Source organism: Streptomyces similanensis, from assembly GCF_039543625.1.
GTDB classification, from domain to species: domain Bacteria; phylum Actinomycetota; class Actinomycetes; order Streptomycetales; family Streptomycetaceae; genus Streptomyces; species Streptomyces similanensis.
In genome coordinates this window covers 38,549-62,159 of sequence record NZ_BAABKC010000049.1, presented here as the reverse complement: position 1 = coordinate 62,159, position 23,611 = coordinate 38,549, and the positions used below count along the sequence as shown (strand labels likewise).

At 72.9% G+C, this 23,611-nt stretch carries 17 protein-coding genes; 6 read left to right on the top strand and 11 right to left on the bottom strand.

Annotated elements, in window-relative coordinates:
• Positions 1–70: 70 nt before the first annotated feature.
• Positions 71–958 carry an SDR family NAD(P)-dependent oxidoreductase gene (locus ABEB07_RS17765; RefSeq protein WP_345669221.1) on the bottom strand — a complete coding sequence of 296 codons (888 nt, stop codon included), beginning with the start codon at positions 956–958 and terminating at the stop codon, positions 71–73.
• Between the two features lie 71 nt (positions 959–1,029).
• On the opposite strand from ABEB07_RS17765, the gene ABEB07_RS17760 reads away from it, so the two are divergent.
• On the top strand, positions 1,030–1,953 hold the full coding sequence (locus ABEB07_RS17760; RefSeq protein WP_345669220.1) for a LysR family transcriptional regulator: 924 nt from the start codon (positions 1,030–1,032) through the stop codon (positions 1,951–1,953).
• A gap of 74 nt (positions 1,954–2,027) precedes the next feature.
• On the opposite strand, the gene ABEB07_RS17755 is transcribed toward ABEB07_RS17760, so the two are convergent.
• From ABEB07_RS17755 to ABEB07_RS17745, 3 genes are read right to left on the bottom strand one after another with little or no spacing between them, the layout of a single operon-like run.
• Entirely contained in the window at positions 2,028–3,434 is a 1,407-nt protein-coding gene (locus ABEB07_RS17755) for an NAD(P)/FAD-dependent oxidoreductase (RefSeq protein WP_345669219.1), read from the bottom strand.
• Positions 3,427–4,617: an MAB_1171c family putative transporter gene (locus ABEB07_RS17750; protein WP_345669218.1), complete on the bottom strand. Its 1,191-nt coding sequence runs from the start codon at positions 4,615–4,617 to the stop codon at positions 3,427–3,429. Before ABEB07_RS17750 ends, ABEB07_RS17755 begins: the two co-directional genes overlap by 8 nt.
• Positions 4,614–5,225 (bottom strand): toxin, encoded by a 612-nt coding sequence (locus ABEB07_RS17745; protein ID WP_345669217.1) that lies wholly within the window; start codon positions 5,223–5,225, stop codon positions 4,614–4,616. The genes ABEB07_RS17750 and ABEB07_RS17745 overlap by 4 nt, the downstream gene beginning before the upstream one ends.
• Positions 5,226–5,555: 330 nt before the next feature.
• Between ABEB07_RS17745 and ABEB07_RS17740 the strand changes: the two genes are divergently transcribed.
• Positions 5,556–6,467, top strand: a complete 912-nt coding sequence (locus tag ABEB07_RS17740; protein WP_345669216.1) for an SGNH/GDSL hydrolase family protein — start codon at positions 5,556–5,558, stop codon at positions 6,465–6,467.
• Positions 6,468–6,561: 94 nt separating this feature from the next.
• On the opposite strand, the gene ABEB07_RS17735 is transcribed toward ABEB07_RS17740, so the two are convergent.
• A complete protein-coding gene (locus ABEB07_RS17735; RefSeq protein WP_345669215.1) occupies positions 6,562–9,120 on the bottom strand; it encodes a discoidin domain-containing protein in 2,559 nt (852 codons plus the stop codon).
• Between the two features lie 280 nt (positions 9,121–9,400).
• Between ABEB07_RS17735 and ABEB07_RS17730 the strand changes: the two genes are divergently transcribed.
• The gene (locus ABEB07_RS17730) at positions 9,401–9,976 is read left to right on the top strand and encodes a hypothetical protein (RefSeq protein WP_345669214.1); all 576 of its coding nucleotides are present in this window, start codon (positions 9,401–9,403) and stop codon (positions 9,974–9,976) included.
• A gap of 90 nt (positions 9,977–10,066) precedes the next feature.
• Here the strand turns inward: ABEB07_RS17730 and katG are convergent, their stop codons facing one another.
• From katG to pgm, 3 genes are all read right to left on the bottom strand, one after another.
• A complete protein-coding gene (katG, locus tag ABEB07_RS17725; protein ID WP_345669213.1) occupies positions 10,067–12,298 on the bottom strand; it encodes a catalase/peroxidase HPI in 2,232 nt (743 codons plus the stop codon).
• 33 nt (positions 12,299–12,331) lie between these two features.
• Positions 12,332–12,769 carry a Fur family transcriptional regulator gene (locus tag ABEB07_RS17720; RefSeq protein ID WP_164584868.1) on the bottom strand — a complete coding sequence of 146 codons (438 nt, stop codon included), beginning with the start codon at positions 12,767–12,769 and terminating at the stop codon, positions 12,332–12,334.
• 360 nt (positions 12,770–13,129) lie between these two features.
• Positions 13,130–14,770: a phosphoglucomutase (alpha-D-glucose-1,6-bisphosphate-dependent) gene (gene pgm, locus ABEB07_RS17715; RefSeq protein WP_345669212.1), complete on the bottom strand. Its 1,641-nt coding sequence runs from the start codon at positions 14,768–14,770 to the stop codon at positions 13,130–13,132.
• Positions 14,771–15,131: 361 nt separating this feature from the next.
• Between pgm and ABEB07_RS17710 the strand changes: the two genes are divergently transcribed.
• The gene (locus ABEB07_RS17710) at positions 15,132–16,013 is read left to right on the top strand and encodes an ANTAR domain-containing protein (RefSeq protein ID WP_345669211.1); all 882 of its coding nucleotides are present in this window, start codon (positions 15,132–15,134) and stop codon (positions 16,011–16,013) included.
• An 83-nt stretch (positions 16,014–16,096) separates the two neighbouring features.
• On the top strand, positions 16,097–16,783 hold the full coding sequence (locus ABEB07_RS17705; protein WP_176147803.1) for an acetate uptake transporter family protein: 687 nt from the start codon (positions 16,097–16,099) through the stop codon (positions 16,781–16,783).
• Between the two features lie 31 nt (positions 16,784–16,814).
• On the opposite strand, the gene ABEB07_RS17700 is transcribed toward ABEB07_RS17705, so the two are convergent.
• Positions 16,815–17,186, bottom strand: coding sequence for a cytochrome C oxidase subunit I (locus ABEB07_RS17700; protein WP_164584864.1), 372 nt, complete (start codon positions 17,184–17,186; stop codon positions 16,815–16,817).
• Positions 17,183–18,868, bottom strand: a complete 1,686-nt coding sequence (gene ctaD / locus ABEB07_RS17695) for an aa3-type cytochrome oxidase subunit I (protein ID WP_164584863.1) — start codon at positions 18,866–18,868, stop codon at positions 17,183–17,185. Before ctaD ends, ABEB07_RS17700 begins: the two co-directional genes overlap by 4 nt.
• Before the next feature lie 483 nt (positions 18,869–19,351).
• Between ctaD and ABEB07_RS17690 the strand changes: the two genes are divergently transcribed.
• Positions 19,352–20,737, top strand: coding sequence for a condensation domain-containing protein (locus ABEB07_RS17690; RefSeq protein ID WP_345669210.1), 1,386 nt, complete (start codon positions 19,352–19,354; stop codon positions 20,735–20,737).
• Here the strand turns inward: ABEB07_RS17690 and ABEB07_RS17685 are convergent.
• Positions 20,734–23,487 carry a SpoIIE family protein phosphatase gene (locus tag ABEB07_RS17685; protein ID WP_345669209.1) on the bottom strand — a complete coding sequence of 918 codons (2,754 nt, stop codon included), beginning with the start codon at positions 23,485–23,487 and terminating at the stop codon, positions 20,734–20,736. The genes ABEB07_RS17690 and ABEB07_RS17685 overlap by 4 nt on opposite strands.
• Positions 23,488–23,611: the final 124 nt, after the last annotated feature.

Genomic DNA, 23,611 nt, shown 5'->3' with positions numbered 1-23,611 from the left:
TGCTCGCTCCGGGCGCGCCCCGCACATCGAGGCGGCTCCGCCGGGCCGCACTGCCGGGACGGGGCGGCGCTCACGGCACGAGCATCCGGTCCTGTTCGGTGGCCGGCTCCCCGCCGTGCCACGGCAGGGGCTTGCCGAAGCGGACCAGTTCGCCGTACAGGGCCGGGTCGGCGCCCTCGGCGAACACCACGTCGAGCACCGCCTCGGCGGCCGCGGCGGGCGTCTGGGCCCCGCTGTAGTCGCCGAACCAGGGCCGGGAGGCGCGGGTGTCGACCATGCCCGGGCAGACGGCGGCGATCAGGGTGCCGGAGGCGAGGTCGTGCTCGCGGCGCTCGGCGGCGACCGCGCGCACCGCGGCGACCTGGGCCACCTTCGAGGGCACGTTCACCCACAGCGGCCAGCCCGCCTCCTGGGCGGTGCCGGAGTGGACGGCGCTGCGCCAGGACTCGACGGCGTACTCGACCTGGTCGAGGCTCGCTCCGTCGAACAGCGGGTGCAGCCGGGGGTCGAGGCGGCCGAGCGTGCCCAGGCTGCTGGCCACGACGAGCAGCCGGCCGCCGGGCTTGAGCACCGGGCCGAAGGAGCGCAGTACGGCGTGGGTGGCGCCGTTGGCGACGTCGATGAACGCGTCGGCCTGCGCGGCCTGCGACCGGTCGGGGTGCAGCGGGGCGACGGCGTTGGAGATCACCACGTCCACCCCGCCGTGCCGCTCGCCGAGTTCCGCGGCGAGGGCGGCGAGAGCGCCGGCGTCGGTGACGTCCAGGACCCGCCCCTCCACGCGGCCGCGGGTGGCGGGGGCTTCGGCGATCTCGCGGGCGGCGTCCGCGACGCGGCCGGCGTCGCGGCCGGTGAGCAGGACCAGGTCGTCCGGTCCCAGCCGGGCGGCCAGTCCCTCGACCAGGGCCCGGCCCAGTCCCTGGTTGGCTCCGGTGACCAGCGCGATGCGTGATGTGTTCATGAACTCCACGCTAGGCGGCGGCAGTTGATGCGTCCAACGAGAGTCACGCACGGCTAGTATGCGTCATCGTCATGGACTTCACCGATGTGTCGCTGACCGCGCTGCGGGTCTTCCGCGCCGTCGCCGAGCGGGGCACCTTCACCGCGGCGGCCGCGTCGCTGGGCTACACCCAGTCGGCGGTCTCGCGGCAGATCGCGGCGATCGAGCGGGCGGCCGGCGCGGAGCTGCTCCTGCGGCGGCGCGAAGGGGTGCGGCTGACCTCCGCCGGCCGCGTCGTGCTGCGCCGGGCCACCGCCGTGCTCGACGAGATCGACGCGGCCGCCCGGGAGCTGTCCGGGCTGCCCGCCGAGGGCGGCACCGTGCGGGTGGGCTGGTACCCCAGCGCGGGCGCCGTCCTGGTCCCCAGGGCGCTGGCCGCGCTGCACCGCACGGACCCGGCCGTGCGGGTCGTCACCCGGGAGGGCACCACGCCCCAGCTGGTGCGGGCCCTTCGGGCGGGCAGCCTGGACCTGGCGGTGCTGGCGTCGGGGCCGCCGTTCCGCCCCCCGGACGCCGAATCGCCCGCGCTGGCGGTGCGCACGCTCACCGAGCGCGCCCTGTGCCTCGCGGTGCCGGCCGCCGATCCGCTGGCCCGCGGTGACTTCGTGGACGTCGCCGATCTGCGCGGGCGGCGCTGGATCGCCGCTCCGCCCTCCGACGAGGACCGGCTGATGGGGGTGTGGCCGGGTCTCGACGAGCGGCCCGAGATCGCCCACACCGCCCGGGACTGGCTGGCCAAGCTGCACCTGGTGGCCGCCGGGTGCGGTCTGACCACGGTGCCCACCGCGCTGGCCGCGGCCGCTCCCCCGGGCGTGCGCGTCCTGCCGGTGCGCGGCGGCCCGCAGGAGCAGCGGCGCGTGGTGCTGGCCCGGCTGCCGCATCCGCCGGCCGAGCCGGTGCTCCGCGTCGCCGCCGCCCTGCGCGCGCCGGCCCTGGAGGGCGGCGCGCCGTCGTAGGACGCGCGGGTGCGCGGCGGGGCGCGGGGGCCGCACGTGCCCGGCCGCCGCCCGCCCGCCGCCGCGCGTACGGCTCAGCGCGGGACGGCGGCGGCCTTGCGCTCCGTCTCCGTCAGCGGGGCCTCCTGGAGCAGGGGCTTCTTCGGGCCCAGCAGCATCGGGACGAGCATGTCGGCGGAGAACAGCCGGGTGGCGGGCTTCTCCAGGCTCATCACGTCCAGCAGGGCGCCGAGCGCGCGCGGGCTGCGCGCGCCGGTGGCCACGGCCCGGTCGACGAACCGGGCGAGGAAGCGCTCGACGGCGGTGGGCGGCGTGTCGGCGGCGCCCGGGTAGAAGGCGTCCTGGCCGACGGCGAGGTCCCAGGCCCCGGCGACGGGGCGGGCGGCGGCGCGCTGGAGGCGGCGCGCGGTGCCGGGGGCGGTGACGCGGTGGGCGCGCAGGACCTCGCGGACGGCGAGGGCGCACTGGGCGGCCACAGTCAGGCCGTGCCCGTAGACGGGGTTGTACGCGGCGACGGCGTCGCCGACGACGAGGTAGCCGTCGGGCCAGTGCCTGGCCTTCTCGTAGTAGCGGCGGTGGTTGGCGGTGCTGTGGGACAGGGCGACGTCCTCCAGCGGTTCGGCGTCCTTGAGCAGGTCCCCGATGACGGGATCGCCCAGGCTCAGCGCGTAGTCCACGAAGGCGTCCGGGTCGGCGGTCGGTTCGGCGCCGCGGGAGCCGGTGAGGGTGACGATCCACCGGCCGTCCTCGACGGGCAGGATGATGCCGCCGCGGCTGGGCGCCTTGGCCGGGTTGGCCTGCACGTTGACCAGCGGGAAGGCGCCGTCCGCCGTGGTGCCGGGGGCGCGGTGCGTACGGGTGGCGTAGGTGACGCCCGCGTCGACCCGCCGTTCGGCGACGCGGGGCAGGCCCAGGTCTTCGAGCCACTGCGGGGAGCGGGAGCCGCGGCCGGAGGCGTCCACGACGAGGTCGGCGGCGAGGGTGTGCTCGTCGTCGCCGGTGCGCACCCGCAGTCCGGTGACGCGGCCGGCGTCGCCGGTCGGCGCGAGGGCGGTGGTGTCCTGGCGCAGCGTGACCCGCCGGTCGGCGAGGGCGTGCCGGCGCAGGACGTGGTCGAGCAGGTCCCGGGAGCTGACGAGGTTTTGGTGACGGGTGGCGAGGAAGCGCCGGAACCAGACCTCGTTCGGGGCCCTGGAGACCATGTCGCCCATGATGCCCACCAGTCGGCCGCCCTCGGCGACGACGTCGTCGACCACGCCGGGCAGCAGTTCCTCGAAGGCCCGTACGCCGCCGCTCCAGACGAGGTGGGCGTGCCGGGCCTGGGGCACGCCGCGGCGCGGCGCGGCGTGCTCGGGCAGGGTGTCGCGCTCGACGACCGTGACGTCGGCGAACTCGGCGAGCGCGGCGGCGGCGAACAGGCCGGCCGCGCTCGCGCCGATGACGATCGCGGTTGGTCGGCCGTTGGTGGCTCTGTCAGACATGGAGGTCAAGGCTTTCTGTGCTGGCCGCCCGCCGGCGGACGCCGTCGACGGTGCGGGGGTGGCGCAGGGCGAGGGAGACGGCGTCGAGGTGGTCGCTCAGGTCGGCGCCGGGGTGCGGTGGGCGCCGGGCGGGGGCGGCCGGCTCGCCGCGCCGGCAGGTCTCGACGGCGGCCAGGACGGTGACGGCTCCGGCCAGGCCGTCCGCCGCGGCCGCGCCGTGCGCGGCCGCGGCCACGCGGTGGGCCCGCGCGTAGAGGCCGTGGTCGAGGTGGCCGGCGAGCAGGCGCAGGGCGTCGTGGATGCGCTGGCGCCGTTGCAGCAGGCGCAGGTCGAGCGGCGCCCACGGGCCGATGCGGGCCTTGGCCGCGGCGGGCGCGAGGACCTTGACGGCGCGCCACAGCGGGCGCAGCCGCCGGTACTCGGCGCGGTCGCGGGCCCAGCCGGTGAGGGCGGGGCCGGCCTGCGGGACGATGAAGCCGATGGCCAGCAGGGCCGCCTGGGCGAGCGCGAAGGGCGGCGCGGCGCGGGTGCTCAGGACGTCCCAGTCCGTCCCCGACCACCGGGCCGTCACGGCGGTCAGCTTGGCCGCGTCGTACACCAGTCCGGAGGCGAAGCCGAGCTGGAGCAGGACGACCCCCGCCTTCAGCCAGGGGTTGGCGATCTGCGGGAACCACTTCCACAGCAGCCGGGTGGAGACGGCGCACGAGGTGAGGTGGGCGAGCAGGTAGAGCAGGATGTGCTCGCGCATCCAGGGGGTGTCGGCGTAGTAGGTGTCCAGGTCGTAGATGCGCGGCACCGGGGCGTCGGCCAGGGCGAACGTGGTCCACAGGGCGACGACGACGCCCGTGTAGGCGGCGTAGAGGCGGCGGATGGTGCGCCGGCGCCGGGGCGAGGGCGCCTCCCGCCAGCGGATGATCATGGCGAGGCCGGTGGCGCAGAACGCGGTCAGGAAGGAGTACGCCCAGGGAGAGGCGATGTTGGCGACGCCCGTGCGCCGGTTGAGGCGGTCGATGTTGGCGGGGGTGATGACGACGAGGACGGCCGTGGCCCACAGCAGCAGCAGGGTGGTCGCGCGCACCTCGGGGTCGCGCCAGGCGCGCAGGAAGGTCGGCACCCGGGAGACCAGCGCGACGACCAGCAGCGCGGTGGGGACCGCGTAGGGGATGTGGAAGTGGGGGCTCATCCCAGGATGCGTCCGGTGCGGTTGAGGAGCGAGAGGTTGATGCGTCCCTCCACGGTGGCCGCGCTGACCGGGCCTTCGGCGTAGCGGCCCGTCATCCAGGTGCGGACCTCGCGGCCGAAGAGCAGGCCGAAGGTCTCCGCCTGCGCCTCGTGGTCGTCGGCCGATTCGGTCCGGGCGGCCGCCGTCACCAGGGCCTCGCGGGGAACCTCCGCCGCGGCCAGGATCCGTTCCGCGGCCCGGCGCACCGCCTCGGGCGAGCGGCCGGCGGTCAGGGCGCGGGCGGCCGCCGGGACGTCGGCGCCGTGCGGGTCGCAGTGGCCGCACTCCTCGTGCCACAACTCGTGTCCGAGTATGACCAGTTGCGCTTCGGGTGCGGTGCGTTCCTCGACGACGATGATCGAGCGGTCTCCGCAGTCCAGGCGCAGGCCGGTGACGGGGACGTCCGGCGGGAAGCCGCGCAGGACCAGTTGGACGGGACGGCCGACGCGCACGCTCATGGCGCGGCAGAACCCGTTCATGACCGCCGTGGGTTCGGCCGGCCGCCGGATCGACTTCGACGCCTCCCGGGCCAGGGCGGTGAGCAGCGACTTCATCGCCTTGGTGGTCATCGGTCGGTGTCTCCTTCCGGGGCGGCACCGACCTCGGAACTCACGCCGTATCGGTTCATCGGAGTGCATCTGGCACCTTACGTGTCCGCCGCCCTTTCACACGATCGTTTCCTAGCCAAAAAAGACCACGGGCATGATGGCCCTGTTCGGTAAGTGGAGTGGAATGAGCGGCGGTTGATCCTACGCGGGCGACGGCTCCGCCCGTACCCGGCTCTGGCCCCGGGGAGATACCGAGCGGTATACATGCCCAGTCGAACGCGTGAGCGGCCGTGCTCGGATGCCGGTGCCGCGACGGGTTCAGCCGTGTCCGGGACGAGGGGGAGGGTGTTCATGGGGAACGACGCGGAGCGGGGCCGAGGGACGCGGGGACGTCGGTGGCGGGCCGCCGCGGGGGTGGCGCTCGGCTGCTGCGCCCTGTTCGCCGCGTCGACGGCGCCGGCCGCCGCGCACGGCGGGACGTCCGGGCGCGCCGAGCGGTACGTGTCGCTGGGCGACTCCTACACCTCGGGGCCGCTCATCCCCCGGCAGGTGGACGCGAACTGCGCCCGGTCCGACAGCAACTACCCCTCCCTGGTGGCGCGGCAGCGCGCGACGACCGGCTTCCAAGACGTGAGCTGCTCGGGCGCGACCACCGAGGACATGTGGCGGCCGCAGGGCACGAACGGCCCCCAGCTCGACGCGCTGGACCGGGACACGGACCTGGTGACGGTCCAGATCGGCGGCAACGACGTCGGCTTCGGCTCCATCATCGCCACCTGCGCCCGCCTCGGTGTGCAGGACCCGGCGGGCGACCCGTGCCGGCGCTCCTACACCTCCTCCTCGGGCATCGATCAGCTGACGCTGACCATCGCCCGCACCGCTCCCCGGGTGGACCGGGTGCTGCGGGCCGTGCACGCCAGGTCCCCGCACGCCCGGGTGGTCGTCGTCGGCTACCCGGACCTCCTGCCCGACGACGGCAGCGGCTGCTTCCCGTCGGTGCCGTTCGCCGCGCGGGACTTCCCGTACCTGCGCGACACCGAGAAGCGGCTGAACCTGATGCTGCGCCTGGTGGCCGCGGTCAACGGCGCCCAGTACGTCGACACCTACGGCCCCACGCGCGGCCACGACATGTGCAAGGCTCCGGCCGACCGCTGGATCGAGCCGTTGCGGCCCGCCGCGCCGGCCGCGCCCGCCCACCCCAACGCCCGGGGTGAGCAGGCCATGGCGGACGCCGTCCTGCGGACGCTCGGCACGCGACGCTGACGGCTCCGGCGGCCGCCGGAGACGCGGGTGTGCGGCGAGCCGGGAGACCGGCTCGCCGCACACCCTTGCCGTGCCGTGGGTCAGGCGCCCCGGATCAGGGGAACAGCGTCACCTTGGACGGCACGGTGTCCGTGCCGGAGGTGGGCGCTCCCGTGTCGTTGACGACGTGGGCGTACTGGCCCTTGCCGCCGAGGGAGATCACCTGGATGTCGTGCAGCTTGACGCCGGACTTCACCGGCACCTGGAAGCCGTGGCGCTGGACGATCGAGGGATCGGCCGTGAAGTTGCAGTAGCTGCCCAGGCCCCAGGCCTCGTGCTGGTTGACGGTGTCGGCGACCTTGTAGGCCGCGTAGCCGACGATGCCGTCGTGGGTGACGGCGGCGGCGTTCGGGACGTCGTAGGCCTTCTCGTTCTGGAAGAAGATGGTCCGGCCGCGCTCGCCGGCCCAGTAGACGTCGTACTTGTTGAAGTGCTCGACGAACAGGCCGGTGGCCAGGACGTCGTTGCCGTTGACGCGCAGGCCGTAGTCGGCGCGGTTGGTCTCCCAGCCGACGCCGCTGCCGTGGTCGGCGCGCCACAGCCAGGTGTGGTCGATGATCACGTTGTTGCTGTTGACGACGACCGAGTTGGTGGCCAGGCCGGGGCCCGCGCCGCCGATGCGGACGAACACGTCCTGCATGGTGGTGGGGTTGGCCGAGTGGTCGGCCGAGGAGCCCGCCGCACCGATCTGGAGAAGGGTGTCGGAGTTGGCGGAGCCCGCGTCGATCAGGAAGCCGGCCAGCTTGACGCCGTCCACGTCGGCGACGTGCATCGCGTCGACGCCGTGGTCGGGCACGATGGTGGCGAGACCGAGACCGAGCACCACGGTGTCGGCGCGGGTGACGTTGATGGTCTGGTCGAGGTGGTAGACGCCCGGCGTGAACAGCAGGTTGAGGCCCTGGGAGAGCGCCTGGTTGATGGTGGCGGCGGTCGCTCCCGGCTTGACGACGTAGAACTGGTCGAGCGGCAGGGAGGTGCCCGCGTTGGCCGGCCAGGACACGCCGCGCGCGTTGGTGCGCTTGGCGGGCACGAACACCTTGTAGGTGCTGCCGTCCAGGTAGAGGAACGGCTTCTCCCGCGAGACGGGGGTGTTGTCCAGCGTGGTGTACGGGCCGGAGTCGAAGTTGGTCGCCGGGGCGCCCTGGACGCCGGAGAACGTCATGTTCCACACGCCGTTGGTCCAGCCGCCCACCGAGCTGTCGCGGGTGTACCACTGCTGCTGGGAGTACGGGCCGACGGTGCCGTCGATCTTGGAGTCGGCGATGTAGCCGCCGGAGGCCCAGCCGTAGCCGTTCGGGGCGAGGTTGAGGCCGCCCTTGACGTGGATGCGGCGGAACGGCGCGGCCTGGGCGACGGCCCAGCGGTCGGTGCCGTTGGACGGGGTGATGGCGAGGTTCTCCGCCGAACGCCAGAAGTTCTGTGTGGCGTTGCCGTTGAACCAGCCCGCGTCGACGGTCACGTCACCGTTGATCTGGGTGTCGTCGGGGTTCAGGCCCAGGCCGGAGATCGAGGTGTAGAAGCCGATCTGGGCGTTGATGCCGTTGTAGGTGCCCGGCTTCAGCAGGAACTGGTAGCGGCCGGAGCCGAACTGGTTGGACTCCTGCTGGGAGAAGACCTGGTCGAACTTCTGCTGGAGGTTGGGGGTGGAGGGGTCGACCACGATCACGTTGGGGCCGAGGTCGCCGCCGCCCTGGACCGGACCGGTGGAGCCGGACGAGGTCGTGTGCACGGCGACCTCCCACAGCGAGTAGCCGTAACCGGTGGCGCGCGCGGTGCCGTTGATACGCAGGTACCGGCCCGAGCCGCTGACGTCGTAGGAGGCGGTGCCGCCGGTCGCGCCGGTGACGCTCTTCAGCGTGGTCCAGCTGCTGCCGTCCGAGGAGGTCTGGATCTGGAAGTTCTTGGCGTAGGCGGCCTCCCAGTTGAGGTCCACCTTGCACAGGTTCTGGACCGAGCCCAGGTCCACCTGCACCCACTGCGGGTCGGCGGCGGCGCTGGACCAGCGGGTGCCGGTGTCGCCGTCGAAGGCGGCGGAGGCGGGGGTGCCCGCGTTCTCCGTCGAGGAGGCGGAGGCCGGCTTGCCCTTGGCCGCGTCGGCGCTGTCGCAGGAGCCGGTGGAGCCGCCTCCGGTGTCGCCGCCGGCGGTGCCGAAGACCTGGAACTCCCAGAGGGAGTAGCCGTACTGGGTGGCCCGGTGGACGCCGTACATCCTGACGTAGCGGCCCTGGCCGGAGACGTCGAGGCTGTCGGTGCCGCCGTCGCCGCCGGTGACGCTCTTCAGATCGGTCCAGGCGCTGCCGTCCGAGGAGATCTGGACCTTGTAGTCCTTGCCGTAGGCGGCCTCCCAGTTGAGGACGACCTTGGTGACCGAGGCCGAGGCGCCGAGGTCCACCTGGAGCCACTGGTCGTCCGTGGCGGCCGAGGACCAGCGGGTGCCCGTGTCCCCGTCGACGGCGAAGGCGGCGGGGGTGCCGCCGTTCTCGGTCGAGGACGAGGTGGCGGTCCTGCCCTGGGACAGCGGTATCTCGGCGGCCGCCGCGGACGGGGCGTGTGCGGGGAGGGTGATGAGCGCTGCCAGTGCGGCCAGCGCGACACCCAGGGATCTTGGTCTCATGGGGGTCCCTGCGGGTGCGAATCGAGAGGGGTCGGCGACAGGCGCGCAGAAGGTAGGGAGAGTACGGCTCAACGACTCGCGCCAGTCGCTTAGTTCACGTCTTGATTTAACTGATGAGACCTGTGGTGCGGCAAGCCTTCGGACACGGGAATCTTTCAAGCCTTGATGAGAAGGGGCCCGAGCGGGCCGGTCACGGTGTTCACAAGGTGACGTGAGCGGCGCGAAACGGATGAGTAGGGGTACTCATGACACCCGCGGCGACAGCGGGAACGATCGCGGCATGACCAAGCCGAGAAGGACCAGGGCCGCGGCCGGGGCGCTGCCGGCGGCGGTGGCGGTGCTCGCCGTGCTGGCGGCGGGCTGCGGGACCCAGTCGTCCGACGACGACGCCGGCGGCGCGGCCGGGTCCGCGCGGACCTCCGCGGCCGCCCCGAGCGGGCCCGCCGACGTCCCGTGTCCGGGCGAGAGCCCCACCCCGACGCCGACCGCCACGGGCTCCGGCGAACTGCCCCCGGACCACTACGCCGAGAACCACGGCTTCCGGGTGCCCATCCCGCTGCACGGCCGGGCGCGCTGCGCCGGCCTCGCGGCCGCCGCCCGCATCGAGAAGGCCCTGCGGCCGCTGAGCGAGCGCCGCGACTTCGACCCGGAGCACACCCGCGAGGCGCTCACCGCTCTCGGGTACCCGGCCGGGAAGGTGGAGTCCTCGGCCAACGGCGACCAGGCCGTCAGTTTCCTGATCGACGCGTCCACCATGTGCCTGGAGGGCTCCCTGAACCGGGTGGCCGCCGAGACGGACGCCTTCGGCGGCTACCCGGACGGCACCGGCTGCGAACCGCCCCGCGGCGGCCACTGACCGCCCGGGCGCGCGCACGGCCCGCCGGAGGACGGACGCGTGGGGGCCGGCCGTCGCCGGCCGGCCCCCACGGTCCTCACTGCCGCACGGTCACACCAGGTCGAACCGGTCGAGGTTCATGACCTTGGTCCAGGCCGCGACGAAGTCGCTCACGAACTTCTCCTTGGCGTCGTCGCTCGCGTACACCTCGGCGACCGCGCGCAGCTCGGAGTTGGACCCGAAGACGAGGTCGGCGCGGCTGCCGGCCCACTTGACCTCGCCCGTGGCCGCGTCACGGCCCTCGAAGGCGGTCGCGTCCGAGGACGTCGCCTTCCACTCCGTGCCGAGGTCGAGCAGGTTGACGAAGAAGTCGTTGGTCAGCACGCCCGGCGTCGTGGTGAGGACGCCGAGCTGCGAGCGCTGGTGGGTCGCGCCCAGGACGCGCAGACCGCCGACGAGGACCGTCAGCTCGGGGGCGCTGAGGGTGAGCAGGTTGGCCCGGTCCAGCAGCAGGTACTCGGCCGGGAGCCGGTTGCCCTTGCCGAGGTGGTTGCGGAAGCCGTCCGCCGTCGGCTCCAGCGCGGCGAACGACTCGACGTCCGTCTGCTCCTGCGCGGCGTCGACGCGGCCCGGCGTGAAGGGCACCTCGACCTCGAAGCCGGCCTCCTTGGCCGCCCGCTCCACGCCCACACCGCCGGCCAGGACGATCAGGTCGGCGAGCGAGACCTGCTTGCCGCCGCTCTGCGCCGCGTTGAACGCCTCCTGGACGCCCTCCAGGGCGCGCAGCACCGTCGCCAGCCGGTCGGGGTCGTTGACCTCCCAGCCGCGCTGCGGCTCCAGCCGGATGCGCGCGCCGTTGGCGCCGCCGCGCTTGTCGCTGCCGCGGAAGGAGGAGGCCGACGCCCAGGCGACGGAGACCAGTTCGGACACCGGCAGGTCGGTGGCGAGGATCTTCGTCTTGAGCGCGGCGACGTCCTCGGCGTCGATCAGCTCGTAGGCGCGCTCCGGCAGCGGGTCCTGCCACAGCAGCGTCTCGGCGGGCACCTCGGGACCCAGGTAGCGGGCGACCGGGCCCATGTCGCGGTGGGTCAGCTTGTACCAGGCGCGGGCGAAGGCGTCCGCGAACTCCTGCGGGTTCTCCAGGAAGCGCCGCGAGATCGGCTCGTAGACCGGGTCGAAGCGGAGCGAGAGGTCGGTGGTCAGCATCGTCGGCGCGTGCCGCACGGCCGGGTCGTGGGCGTCGGGCACGGTGCCCGCGCCGGCGCCGTCCTTGGGCCGCCACTGGTTCGCTCCGGCGGGGCTCTTGAACAGCTCCCACTCGTAGGCGAAAAGGGTCTCGAAGAAGGTGTTGTCCCACTGGGTCGGGGTGGGCGTCCACGTCACCTCGAGGCCGCTGGTGATCGTGTCGCCGCCCTTGCCGGTGCCGTGGGTGTTGCGCCAGCCGAGGCCCTGCTCCTCCAGACCGGCCGCCTCGGGGTCGAGGCCGACGTGGTCGGCGTCGCCCGCGCCGTGGGCCTTGCCGAAGGTGTGGCCGCCCGCGATCAGGGCGACCGTCTCCTCGTCGTTCATCGCCATCCGGCGGAACGTCTCGCGGATGTCGCGGGCCGCGGCGATCGGGTCCGGGTTGCCGTTGGGACCCTCGGGGTTGACGTAGATCAGACCCATCTGGACCGCGCCGAGGGGGCTCTCCAGCTCCCGGTCGCCGGTGTAGCGCTCGTCGCCCAGCCAGGTCGTCTCGGGACCCCAGTAGACGTCCTCCTCGGGCTCCCACACGTCCTCGCGGCCGCCGGCGTAGCCGAAGGTCTCGAAGCCCATCGACTCCAGGGCGACGTTGCCGGCCAGGATCAGCAGGTCGGCCCACGACAGGTTGCGGCCGTACTTCTTCTTGACCGGCCACAGCAGGCGGCGGGCCTTGTCGAGGTTGGCGTTGTCGGGCCAGCTGTTGAGGGGGGCGAAGCGCTGCTGGCCGGCGCCGGCGCCGCCGCGCCCGTCGCTGATGCGGTAGGTGCCGGCGCTGTGCCAGGCCATCCGGATGATCAGCGGGCCGTAGTGGCCGAAGTCGGCGGGCCACCAGTCCTGGGAGGTGGTCAGCACCTCGGCGATGTCCCGTTTCACGGCCGGCAGGTCGAGGGACTGGAACGCCTCGGCGTAGTCGAAGCCGTCACCGTAGGGGTTGGCCACCGCCGGGTTCTTGGCGAGGATCTTCAGGTTGAGCCGCTCCGGCCACCACTGGCGGTTTCCGCCGCCCTGGGTCGGGTGCGGGGCGCGACCGTGCGCGACCGGGCAGCCGCCCGTTCCCTCCGTCTTGGGGTCGGTGACGATTGCGTCGTGGTTCTCGGACATGTGCATCCTTCCAAGCTGGGCGGAACACGGTGCTCAGGAACTGCGGGCGGTGGCGCATCCGGGACACAGGCCCCAGTAGATGACCTCGGCCTCGTCGATCGAGAAGCCGTGGTCGTCGGCGGCGGTGAGGCAGGGTGCTTCGCCGGTCGCGCAGTCCACGTCGGCGACGGCGCCGCACGACCGGCACACGAGATGGTGGTGGTTGTCCCCGACGCGCCCCTCGTACCGGGCCGGACTGCCGGCCGGTTCGATGCGGCGGACGAGTCCGGCCGCGGTGAGCGCGCGCAGGGCCTCGTACACGGCCTGCAGGGAGACGTGTCCGACCCGGTCGCGCACCCCGGCGGCGATGGCCTCGGCGTCGAGGTGGTCACCCTGGCGGACGGTCTCCAGGAGGGCGACGCGGGCGGCCGTCACCCTGAGGCCGGCACCGCGCAACTCCTGTGCGGTGGCGGGTCGCTGGGCTGCCGTCATGAGCCCAGAACCTACCGTCTTAAACATGAGGAGTTCAAGAAAACGAAGGATGAAAGTCTGGGGCGGCCCGGTCCGCCCGCTCCGCCGTCCTCCGCCGGGAGACGGGAAGGTGACGGCGGCGCCGTGGACGAAGCGGGGGCGCCGTGGATGAAGCTGACGAAGCGGGCGGAACGCCGCGACGCCGACCACGACACGTGCGGGCCGTGGGGCGGCACATGTCGCGGCCGGCGTCGTGGACCGACCGAAGGGGGACGGGGGGCGGGGACGGGGACGGGGACGGCAAGGAGCGTACGGGGCTCCGGAACGCGGCCGGCGCCGCCCGGAACCCTTCCGCGGCGGGCGGGGGCCGCGCCCTGCCGGTCAGCCGCCGAGCGCCGTCAGCACGACCTGCTTCGCCTCGTCCTGGACCTGGCCGAGGTGGTCGGGGCCGTGGAACGACTCGGCGTAGATCTTGTAGACGTCCTCCGTGCCCGAAGGGCGGGCCGCGAACCAGGCGTTCTCGGTGGCGACCTTGATGCCGCCGATCGCCGCGCCGTTGCCCGGCGCCTCGGTGAGCACGGCGGTGACCGGCTCGCCGGCGAGGGTGTCGGCGGTGACCTGCGCCGGGGACAGCTTGGCGAGGCGGGCCTTCTCCTCCCGGGTCGCCGGCGCGTCGATGCGGGCGTAGGCGGGTTCGCCGAAGCGCGCGGTGAGTTCGGCGTAGTGCTGGGAGGGCGTCCTCCCGGTGACGGCCGTGATCTCGGAGGCGAGCAGGGCCAGGATGATGCCGTCCTTGTCGGTGGTCCACACCGAGCCGTCGCGGCGCAGGAAGGACGCCCCCGCGGACTCCTCGCCGCCGAAGCCGAGCGAGCCGTCGACCAGTCCGTCCACGAACCACTTGAAGCCCACCGGGACTTCGACGAGCCGGCGGCCGAGGTCGGCGGCGACCCGGTCGATCATGCCGGAGGAGACCAGGGTCTTGCCGACGCCCGCTCCGGCGGGCCACCGCGTGCGGTGGGCGTAGAGGTAGCCGATGGCGGTGGCGAGGTAGTGGTTGGGGTTCATCAGCCCGCCGTCCGGGGTGACGATGCCGTGCCGGTCGGCGTCGGCGTCGTTGCCGGTGGCGATCTGGAAGCGGTCGCGCTGTTCGATGAGCGAGGCCATCGCGTACGGCGAGGAGCAGTCCATCCGGATCTTGCCGTCCCAGTCCAGCGTCATGAACCGCCAGGTGGGGTCGGTGAGCGGGTTGACCACGGTCAGGTCGAGGCGGTGCTGCTCGGCGATGCGGCCCCAGTAGGCGACGGAGGCCCCGCCCAGCGGGTCGGCGCCGATGCGCACGCCCGCGTCCCGGACCGCGTCCAGGTCGAGCACGTTCGGCAGGTCGCGGACGTAGGCGTCCAGGTAGTCGTGGCGGCCGGTGCCCGGGGCCGCCAGCGCCCTGCTGTACGGGATGCGGCGGACGTCCTTCAGACCGGCCGCGATGATCTCGTTGGCGCGGTCCTGGATCCAGGAGGTGGCGTCCGAGCCGGCCGGGCCGCCGCTCGGCGGGTTGTACTTGAAGCCGCCGTCGGCGGGCGGGTTGTGCGAGGGGGTGATCACCACGCCGTCGGCGAGGCCGGAGGTGCGGCCCCGGTTGTGGGCGAGGATGGCGTGCGAGACCGCCGGGGTGGGGGTGTAGCCGTCCGCGCTGTCGATGAGCACGGTCACGTCGTTGGCGGCGAACACCTCCAGCGCGGTGACCTTGGCGGGCTCGGACAGGGCGTGGGTGTCCGCGCCGAGGAAGAGGGGCCCGTCGGTGCCCTGTCCGGCGCGGTACTCGCAGATGGCCTGGCTGGTCGCGGCGATGTGGTCCTCGTTGAACGCGGCCGCCAGGGAGGACCCGCGGTGCCCGGAGGTGCCGAACGCCACGCGCTGGCCCGGGTCGGCCGGGTCGGGGTGGAGCGCGTAGTACGCGGTCACCAGCCGGGCCACGTCGATCAGGTCCTCGGGCCCGGCCGGCTTGCCCGCACGTTCCTGCTGCATGACACCCACTCCTCGATTCGATCGTGCTTGCGCTCGCGATCTCATCTTCCCCCGGTGACAGGCGGCAGGCGCACCGGTAGGACGGCTCGGGCCCCGGGCGCCCGCCTCTTCCGGACACCCCCGGCGCACCCCCGTCCCGGGGCGCCGCGCCGGTGTCCCGGAGCACGGCGCCCGGCGGCTCGGCCTCGGCGGCGGCCCCTGACTCGCCGCGTTCCGCGCCCCGCGCTTCTGTCCGGCTCCGCGCGAGGTTCCACCCGTACCTCCCCTTCTCACGCGCCGGCCACGGCCTGTGTTCCCGTGAGCGCTCGGGGTAGGGGCAAGCAGAACGCCGTCGTCCACCGGTCCCCCAAGGAGTCGCACCGTGAGCTCGCTGTCCGAACGCCGGCTGCCCGCGACGGCGGCCCGCCGCGAAACGGACGCGACGGACGCACCGGGGGCGGCGTCGCAGGCGGCACCCGCCGACGCGGCGCCGTCGCACTCACGCAACCGGCTGCTCGCGCACGCCACGGTGGCGGCGGCCCAGCGCGTGCTGGTCGAGCGCTACCGGCTGGCCTCGCCGGACGAGGGGTTCGCGCTGCTGCGGCGGGCGTCGCAGACCCACAACGTCAAGCTGCACACGCTCGCCGACGCGCTGGCCTCCAGTCCCCCGCCGCCCGACGGCGCCGCCGTGTGGTTTCCCGGCCGCGCCCGGCACGGCTCGCCGCCGCTGCCGGACCTGGAGCTGGACCGGCACGCGAGCACGCAGCACGGCGCGGTCCTCAAGGCCGCCCTGCACCGGGCGCTGGCCGTCACCGGGACGTCGATGGGCAACCTCCAGCTCGCCGAGGGCGGGGTCCTGCGGATGGAGAAGCACGCGGGCCTGCCGCGCCGGTTCACGGACTTCTTCACCTTCGTCGACCACGCGACCACGTCCTGCTCCCAGGCGGCCCGCCGACAGTGCCAGGTGACGGTGCGCGACGTGGCCACCGCGCCCGTCTTCGACGAGGCGTCCCGGCAGGTCATCCTCGACGCCGGCAGCCGCGCCTGCCACAGCGTGCCCCTGCTGACCGACGACGGGCGGCTCGCCGGCATCGTCTCCACCCACCACGCCCGGACGCTGTCCGACCTGCCCCGGGCCCAGTACGAGGCGCTGGAGAAGATGGGCCGGACGGTGGGCCGCTGGCTGTCCTGGCACCGGCGCACCCTGGTCCTCGACGCCCTGGAACACCTGCACGGCGCGGCGCGCGCCGCCGTCGGCGCCTGAGAGCCCGGCCGGGGCGGCCGCACCGGCGTCACAGCAGGCCAGCCCCGGCGTTTTCCACCGGAGGCGACGGGTACGCGGCGGGCATGATCCCCCCTCCGGCGTCGGCGAACGGCTCCGAGGCCGCCACGATCACCGTCCGGCCGTACGGCAACCCGCTGCCGCTGGGCTTCTTCTCCTTCGGCATCGGCATGGCGCTGACCGCGGGGGCGGCGCTCGGTGCGATCGGCGGCGACCAGATCCGCCCGCTGGGCGTCCTGCTGGCGGTCTTCGTCTTCCCGGTGCAGTTCCTCGCCGCGGTGATGGCCTTCCTGGCCCGGGACACGGCCGCCGCGGCGGCGCTCGGGCTGTTCGCCGCGTCGTGGGCGGCGCTCGGCGTGCTGCACATCGTCGCGCCCACGCAGTCGACCAGTGCCGCCGTCGGGATGTTCCTGAGCGCCTTCGCCCTGATGCTGCTGCCCCTGGCCGTCACCGGCTTCCTCGGCAAGACGCTGCTGGGCGTGGTGCTGAGCGTGTCGACGCTGCGCGCGGCCCTCGCCGCGGCGTACCAGCTCGGCGCGCCGCACGCGTTCGAACTGGCCAACGGCGCCGCCGCCTCGCTGCTGGTGGCGCTGGCCTGCTACGCGGGCACCGCGTTCCTCGTCGAGGACCTGCGGCAGCGTACGGTGCTGCCGATCCGGCGGCGCGGGGAGGCCAGGCGGGCCATCGAGAGCGACCTGGGCGACCAGCACGCCCGGCTGCCGCGGGAGCCCGGCGTCCGCAAGCAGCTGTGAGGCCGCCGGGCGCCTCCCACCCGGGCCTCGGTCAGGACTGGGTGACCGCCACCGCGAGGAGGGCGGCGGCCGCGACGACGGCCACGCCGGCGATGACGAAGGCCAGGCAGCGGGCGCGGAGCTGGCGGTAGCGCTCCTCGTACTCGCCGCGCAGCGCCCGGCAGCGGTCCGCGACGCGCTGGAGATCCGCCTTCGCCCGGTTCAGGCAGTCGCGGACGTAGTGCTCCTCGATCTGCTCGCGCTGGGCGGTGGTCAGCCACTCCAGGGGCTCGGTGAAGGCGCGGGCCCGCTCCTCGGCCTCGGTGATCCGGGCCTGCCACAGCAGATAGCCCTCCACCTGGTTGACCACGTCGCCGCCGGCCGGCCCCGCGTCCTCGCCGGTGCGGCCCGCCGCGTCCGTCATGCCGGCAGGCCCATGTTCTCCCGCTTGTCCGTGAGCGAGACCTCGGGATGGTTCAGGTCGAACGCCGGGGACTCGCTGCGGATCATGGGCAGGGTGACGAAGTTGTGCCGGGGCGGCGGGCAGGAGGTCGCCCACTCCAGCGAGCGTCCGAAGCCCCACGGGTCGTCCACGTCGACCTTCTTGCCGTACTTGGCCGTCTTCCACACGTTGTAGAAGAACGGCAGCAGGGACAGGCCCAGGATGAAGGAGCCGATGGTGGAGACCATGTTCAGCGCGGTGAAGCCGTCGGCCGCCAGGTAGTCGGCGTACCGGCGCGGCATGCCTTCGACGCCCAGCCAGTGCTGCACCAGGAAGGTGGTGTGGAAGCCGACGAACAGCGTCCAGAAGTTGATCTTGCCCAGGCGCTCGTCCAGCATCTTGCCGGTCCACTTGGGCCACCAGAAGTAGAAGCCGGCGAACATCGCGAAGACGACCGTGCCGAACACCACGTAGTGGAAGTGCGCCACCACGAAGTAGCTGTCGGAGACGTGGAAGTCCAGCGGCGGCGAGGCGAGCAGCACGCCGGTGAGACCGCCGAAGAGGAAGGTGATCAGGAAGCCGGTCGCCCAGAGCATCGGTGTCTCGAAGGACAGCGAGCCCTTCCACATGGTGCCGGTCCAGTTGAAGAACTTCACCCCGGTCGGCACCGCGATCAGGAAGCTGAGGAAGGAGAAGAACGGCAGCAGCACGCCGCCGGTGACGAACATGTGGTGCGCCCACACCGTCAGGGAAAGGCCCGCGATGGAGATCGTGGCGCCCACCAGGCCCATGTAGCCGAAGATCGGTTTGCGGGCGAAGACCGGGATGATCTCCGTGACGATGCCGAAGAACGGCAGCGCGATGATGTAGACCTCGGGATGGCCGAAGAACCAGAACAGGTGCTGCCACAGCAGGGCTCCGCCGTTGGCGGCGTCGAAGACGTGGGCGCCGAACTTGCGGTCGGCCTCCAGCGCGAACAGCGCGCCCGCCAGGATCGGGAAGACCATGATCGCCAGCAGGCTGGTGAGTAGCACGTTCCACACGAAGATCGGCATGCGGAACATGGTCATGCCCGGCGCGCGCATGCAGATGATGGTGGTGATGAAGTTGACCGAGCCGAGGATGGTGCCGAAGCCGGAGAAGGCCAGGCCCATGATCCACATGTCGCCGCCGACGTTGGGCGAGTGCTCGGCGCTGGTCAGCGGCGAGTAGGCGAACCAGCCGAAGTCGGCCGCTCCGTCGGGGGTGAGGAAGCCCGCCACGGCGATCACCGAGCCGAACAGGTACAGCCAGTAGGCGAGCATGTTCAGACGGGGGAAGGCGACGTCCGGGGCGCCGATCTGCAACGGCATGATCCAGTTCGTGAAGCCGGAGAACAGCGGCGTCGCGAACATCAGCAGCATGACCGTGCCGTGCATGGTGAACAGCTGGTTGAACTGCTCGGTCGACATGATCTGCAGACCCGGGCGGCCCAGTTCCGCGCGCATCAGCAGCGCCATGATGCCGCCGATCACGAAGAACGTGAAGGAGGTGATCAGGTAGAGGGAGCCGATCGTCTTGTGATCGGTGGTCGTCACCCATTTCACCACCACGGCTCCGGGCCGCAGGCGACGACGGGGAGGACCGGCGGTTTCCGCCGCGGAGTGCTGCTGAACGTCTGTCATGCGGCCCGTGACACGCTTTCTCTCAAGACTCGGATGCGTGAGTTCCGCGGGGCTGCCCGCAGGGCTCCGCACCATCCTCGCGCTGCGGGTCCGGAGAACGGCGCCGCGCTGTCGCCGAGATGGCCCAACCGTCGGGTGAAATGCACCCGGACGGCCTACTCCTGACGCTTCCGTGGCCGGGGGCGGGTCACACGGGGGGAGCTCCCGCCTCGATCCCGAGTGAGGTCCTTCGCGTCGGGGTTCCACCCTGACGTCTTTCGGGGTACGCCCAGGGATGTCACCGATAGTGACGAGAGGGCGACGCAGGGCACGCTGGAGTCATGAGGAACTCCAGCCACGGCGACCGAGCCGAGACAACCCGTCCCGTCACCCCGTCCGCGCCCCGCGAACTTATGATCAGCCGCCTGCGCGCCGACCCGACCGCAACCACTTGCGCCTTTACGCAGTTGCTTCCCTGTACCCCCTCTGCAACGGAGGCATCCCTTGCGTATCACCGACATCCAGCGCTGCGAGGTCCGGCCCGGACGGCTGGTCGAGTGGACCCTCGATCCGGCGGCCGTCGAGGCCGCGACCGGACTGCCGGACGACTCCCGGCCACCGGCCTACATCCAGGAGTCGCACATCCGTACGGCCAGGACCGTGCGGAAGGACGGTCTGTTCGTGCCGACCTGGCTGGGCTCGGCGTTCGACATCCCGGGCAGAATCGATCTCGACGTGCTCGGCGACGCCCTGCGTGGCTGGATGCTCCGCCATGAGACGCTGCGCAGCGGCTTCCGCTGGTCCGGCGACGACATGCGCCGCTTCACCCTCGACGCCCGGGACGTGGCGCTGCACCGCGAGACGGTCGGGGACTTCACCGACCCGGAGGTGCTGGTGCGGCATCTCCAGGACCGCTTCGACGTGACGGCGGACGCGCTGCGCTGGCCGAACTTCCTGTTCGCCGCGGTCGTCAGGGACGACGGCGCGAGCGTGTACATGGCGTTCGACCACAGCAACGTGGACGCCTACTCCGTGTACCGCATCCCGGCCGAGATCCACGAGCTGTACACCGCGGGTCTGGAGGGCGGCAGCGCCGAGCGCGGGCCGGTCGGCAGCTACGTCGACTTCTGCCGGACCGAGCGGGCCAGCGCGGACGAGATGGACGCCACCGACGAGATCGTCGGGCGCTGGCGGGAGTTCATCGGCCGCTGCGACGGCCGGCTGCCGAACTTCCCGCTCGATCTCGGGCTGGACCCGGACGGGGAGCTGCCCCGCCAGAAGCTCATGCACGAGATGCTCGTGAACGCCGACGACGCGACCGCGTTCGAGGCCCACTGCCGGCCCTTCGGCGGGAGCCTGGTCGGGATCCTGGCGGCCACCAGCCTGATCGTCCAGGAGATCGGCGACCAGCCGGTCTACCGGACGGTCGTCCCCTTCCACACCAGGAGGAAGTCCCAGTGGATGGATTCCGTGGGCTGGTACGTCGGCGGCGCCCCCGTGGAGATCGACACGGCCAGGGCGTCGGACTTCCAGGGCCTGCTGCGGGTGGTGAGCGACCAGTTGCGGGCCAACCGGTCGCTGTCCCGGATGCCGCTGGCCCGGGTGCTGCGCCTGCTGGGCGCGGACTTCCGCCCGACCTCGCCCGACCTGTACTCGATCGTCTCCTACGTCGACGCCCGGGCGGTGCCCGGCTCCGAGCGCTGGACCGAGCTGAAGGCGTACGGCCTGATCAGGGTGTCGTACGGGGACCAGGTGTGCGCGTGGGTCAACCGGCTGCACGAGGGCATGCAGTTCGCGAGCCGGTACCCGGACACCGACGTCGCGTACAAGAACATGCGGCTGTACGTCGAGCGGTTGCGGGAGGTGATCGTCTCGGTGGCCCGTTCCTAGATCCCGTCGTCCATCGCGTCGTCGAGTGCCAGCAGGGCGTCGAGACCGGGGAAGGCCGGGTCCGCCGCTCCGCTGGTCCCGGGCAGGGCGAGTTCGGCCCAGATCACCTTGCCCTCGGGGGTGTAGCGGGTGCCCCAGCGCTCGGTCATCCGCGCCACCAGGAACAGGCCCCGGCCGCCCTCCTCGGTGGTGGCCGCGTACCGCAGGTGCGGGGCGGTGCTGCTGCCGTCGGACACCTCGCAGATGAGGGTGCGGTCGTGGATCAGCCGGACGTGGATCGGTTCGGAGCCGTAGCGGATGGCGTTGGTGACGAGTTCGCTCAGGACGAGTTCGATGCTGAACGTCAGCTCCGACAGGCCCCACTCGTCGAGCTTCGCGCAGGCCGCGGCGCGGGTGCCGGCGACGGCGGCCGGGTCGGGCGACACGTCCCAGTCGGCGATCCGGTCGGCCGGCAGTGCCCGGGTGCGGGCGATGAGCAGGGCGACGTCGTCCTTGGGCCGGGCGGGCAGCAGCGCGTCCAGGACGGCCTGGCAGCTCTGCTCCGGGGACCGGCCGGGATGCCCGGCCAGGGCCTGGCGCAGCAGTTCCATGCCTTCGTCCAGGTCGCGGCTGCGGTCCTCGATGAGGCCGTCGGTGTACAGGGCGAGCTGGGTGCCCTCTTCCAGCTCCAGTTCGGCGGTGCGGAAGGGCATGCCGCCCAGGCCCAGCGGCGGTCCGAAGGGCAGGTCGGGGAAGGTGACCTCGCCGTCGGGGGCGATCAGCGCGGGCGCGAGGTGTCCGGCGCGGGCCATGGCGCAGCGGCGGGTGACGGGGTCGTAGACCGCGTACAGGCAGGTCGCGCCGACGACGGCCGCGGCGGCCTCGGTGCTGGCCTCGTCCTGGTCGATGCGGCCGGCGAGGTCGTCGAGGTGGCACAGCAGTTCGTCGGGGGGCAGGTCCAGGGTGGAGAAGTTGTGCACGGCGGTGCGCAGCCTGCCCATCGTGGCGGCCGCGTGCAGGCCGTGGCCGACCACGTCCCCGACGACCAGCGCCACCCGGCCGCCGGGCAGCGGGATCACGTCAAACCAGTCCCCGCTGACGCCGGACTGGGCGGGCAGATAGCGGTAGCCGGCCTCGATGGCGCTCTGTTCGGGCAGGGCGCGGGGCAGCAGGCTGCGCTGGAGGGTGACGGCGAGGGCGTGCTCGCGGGTGTAGCGGCGGGCGTTGTCGATGCTGACGGCGGCGCGGGCCACCAGTTCCTCGGCGAGCGAGAGCTCCTCCTCGTCGAAGGGGCCGTGTTCCTTGGAGCGCCAGAAGTTGGCCACGCCGAGGACGACGCCGCGGGCCTTGATCGGGGCGGAGATGAGGGAGTGGATGCCGTAGTCGACGATCTCCCGGGAGCGTTCGGGGTCCTGGACCTGCCAGCCGGGGGCCGAGGAGAGGTCGGGCACCAGTTCCAGGCGGCCGGTGCCGTAGCCGCGGGCCTGGGGCGTGGAGGGCAGGAAGTCGATCAGCCGGCCGCGCTCGTAGAGCGGGTGGTCGTCGCGGACGCCGTGCACGGCGATGCGGCGCATGCCGGTGGCGGTCCCGGCGGGTTCCTCGCCGTGCAGCACGCCGTCGGCGAGGTCCACGGTGACGAAGTCGGCGAAGCGCGGGACGGCGACCTGGGCGAGTTCGTCGGCGGTGCGGGCCACGTCGAGGGTGGTGCCGATGCCGAGGCCGGCGTCGTAGAGGAGCTTGAGGCGCTCACGGGCGACCTCGGCGCGGCCGGAGACGGCCTGGAGTTCGGTGGAGTCCCGCAGGGTGACGACGGTGCCCTCGGGGCCGCCGTCGCGGTCGGTGGGCCGCTGGTTGACGGCGAGCAGCAGACCGCCCGCCAGGTGCACCTCGTCGGTGGCCTCGCGGCCCGAGGCGAGCAGCGCGGCCATCTCCGGTTCCAGGTGCGGCAGCCGTGCCACGTGGCCGCCCTCGGCGTCGGCGGGCAGGTCCAGGAGCCGTTTGGCCTCGTCGTTCGCCAGCAGCAGCCGGCCGTCGCCGCCGATGATGAGCACCCCTTCGCGCACCGAGTGCAGCACGGCGTCGTGGTGGTCGTACATGCGGGTCATCTCGTCCGGGGCCAGACTGTGGGTCTGGCGGCGCAGCCGCCTGCTCACCAGCGCCGTGACGGCGGTGGCCACGCCGAGGGCGCCGGCTCCGGCGGTGAGGATGATCGGTATCTGCCGGTTCACCTGGCTGGTCACGTTCCTGACCTTGAGGCCGGCGGAGACCAGGGCGACCACGTGGCCGCCGGAGTCCTTGACCGGGACGACGGCCTGAACCTCCTGGCCGAGCGGCCCGTGCACGCTCTCGGTGTGGACCTTCCCGGCCAGGGACGGTCCGATCGTGCCGACGAAGCGTTGGCCGATGCGGTCCGGCATGGGATGGGTGTAGCGGATGCCGTGGGTGTCCATGACCACGATGAAGTCGACGCCCGCGGCCTTGCGGCCGGCCTCGGTCAGCGGCTGGAGCGCGGTCGACGGGGCGGGCGAACGGAGTGCGCCGAGGAGCCCCGGGGAGTGCGCGAAGGTCTCGGCGACGGCTATGGAGCGGCGCTTGGCCTCGTCACTGGTGTCCCGCTCGGACTGCAGAAGAAGGGCGAAGACGGCGCAGGCCACCAGCAGCACCACGAGGGCCACCTGGAGGATGAACACCTGTCCGGCGACACTTCGCGGACTCTTTCCCACCAGCGACCGCCCCGAGATCCGTCGAAGACGGTCAAAACGGTCTGCCATCCGGCCTTTCTAGCATCCCTTTGCCCCAATCGTCACGGCCTGGACATATGTTCCCTGGTAGGAGCGCTGCTCGGAGGGACCGGCCGGCCCGCCGCGGCCCCTCGTCGGCGCGGTCGGTCTCCGG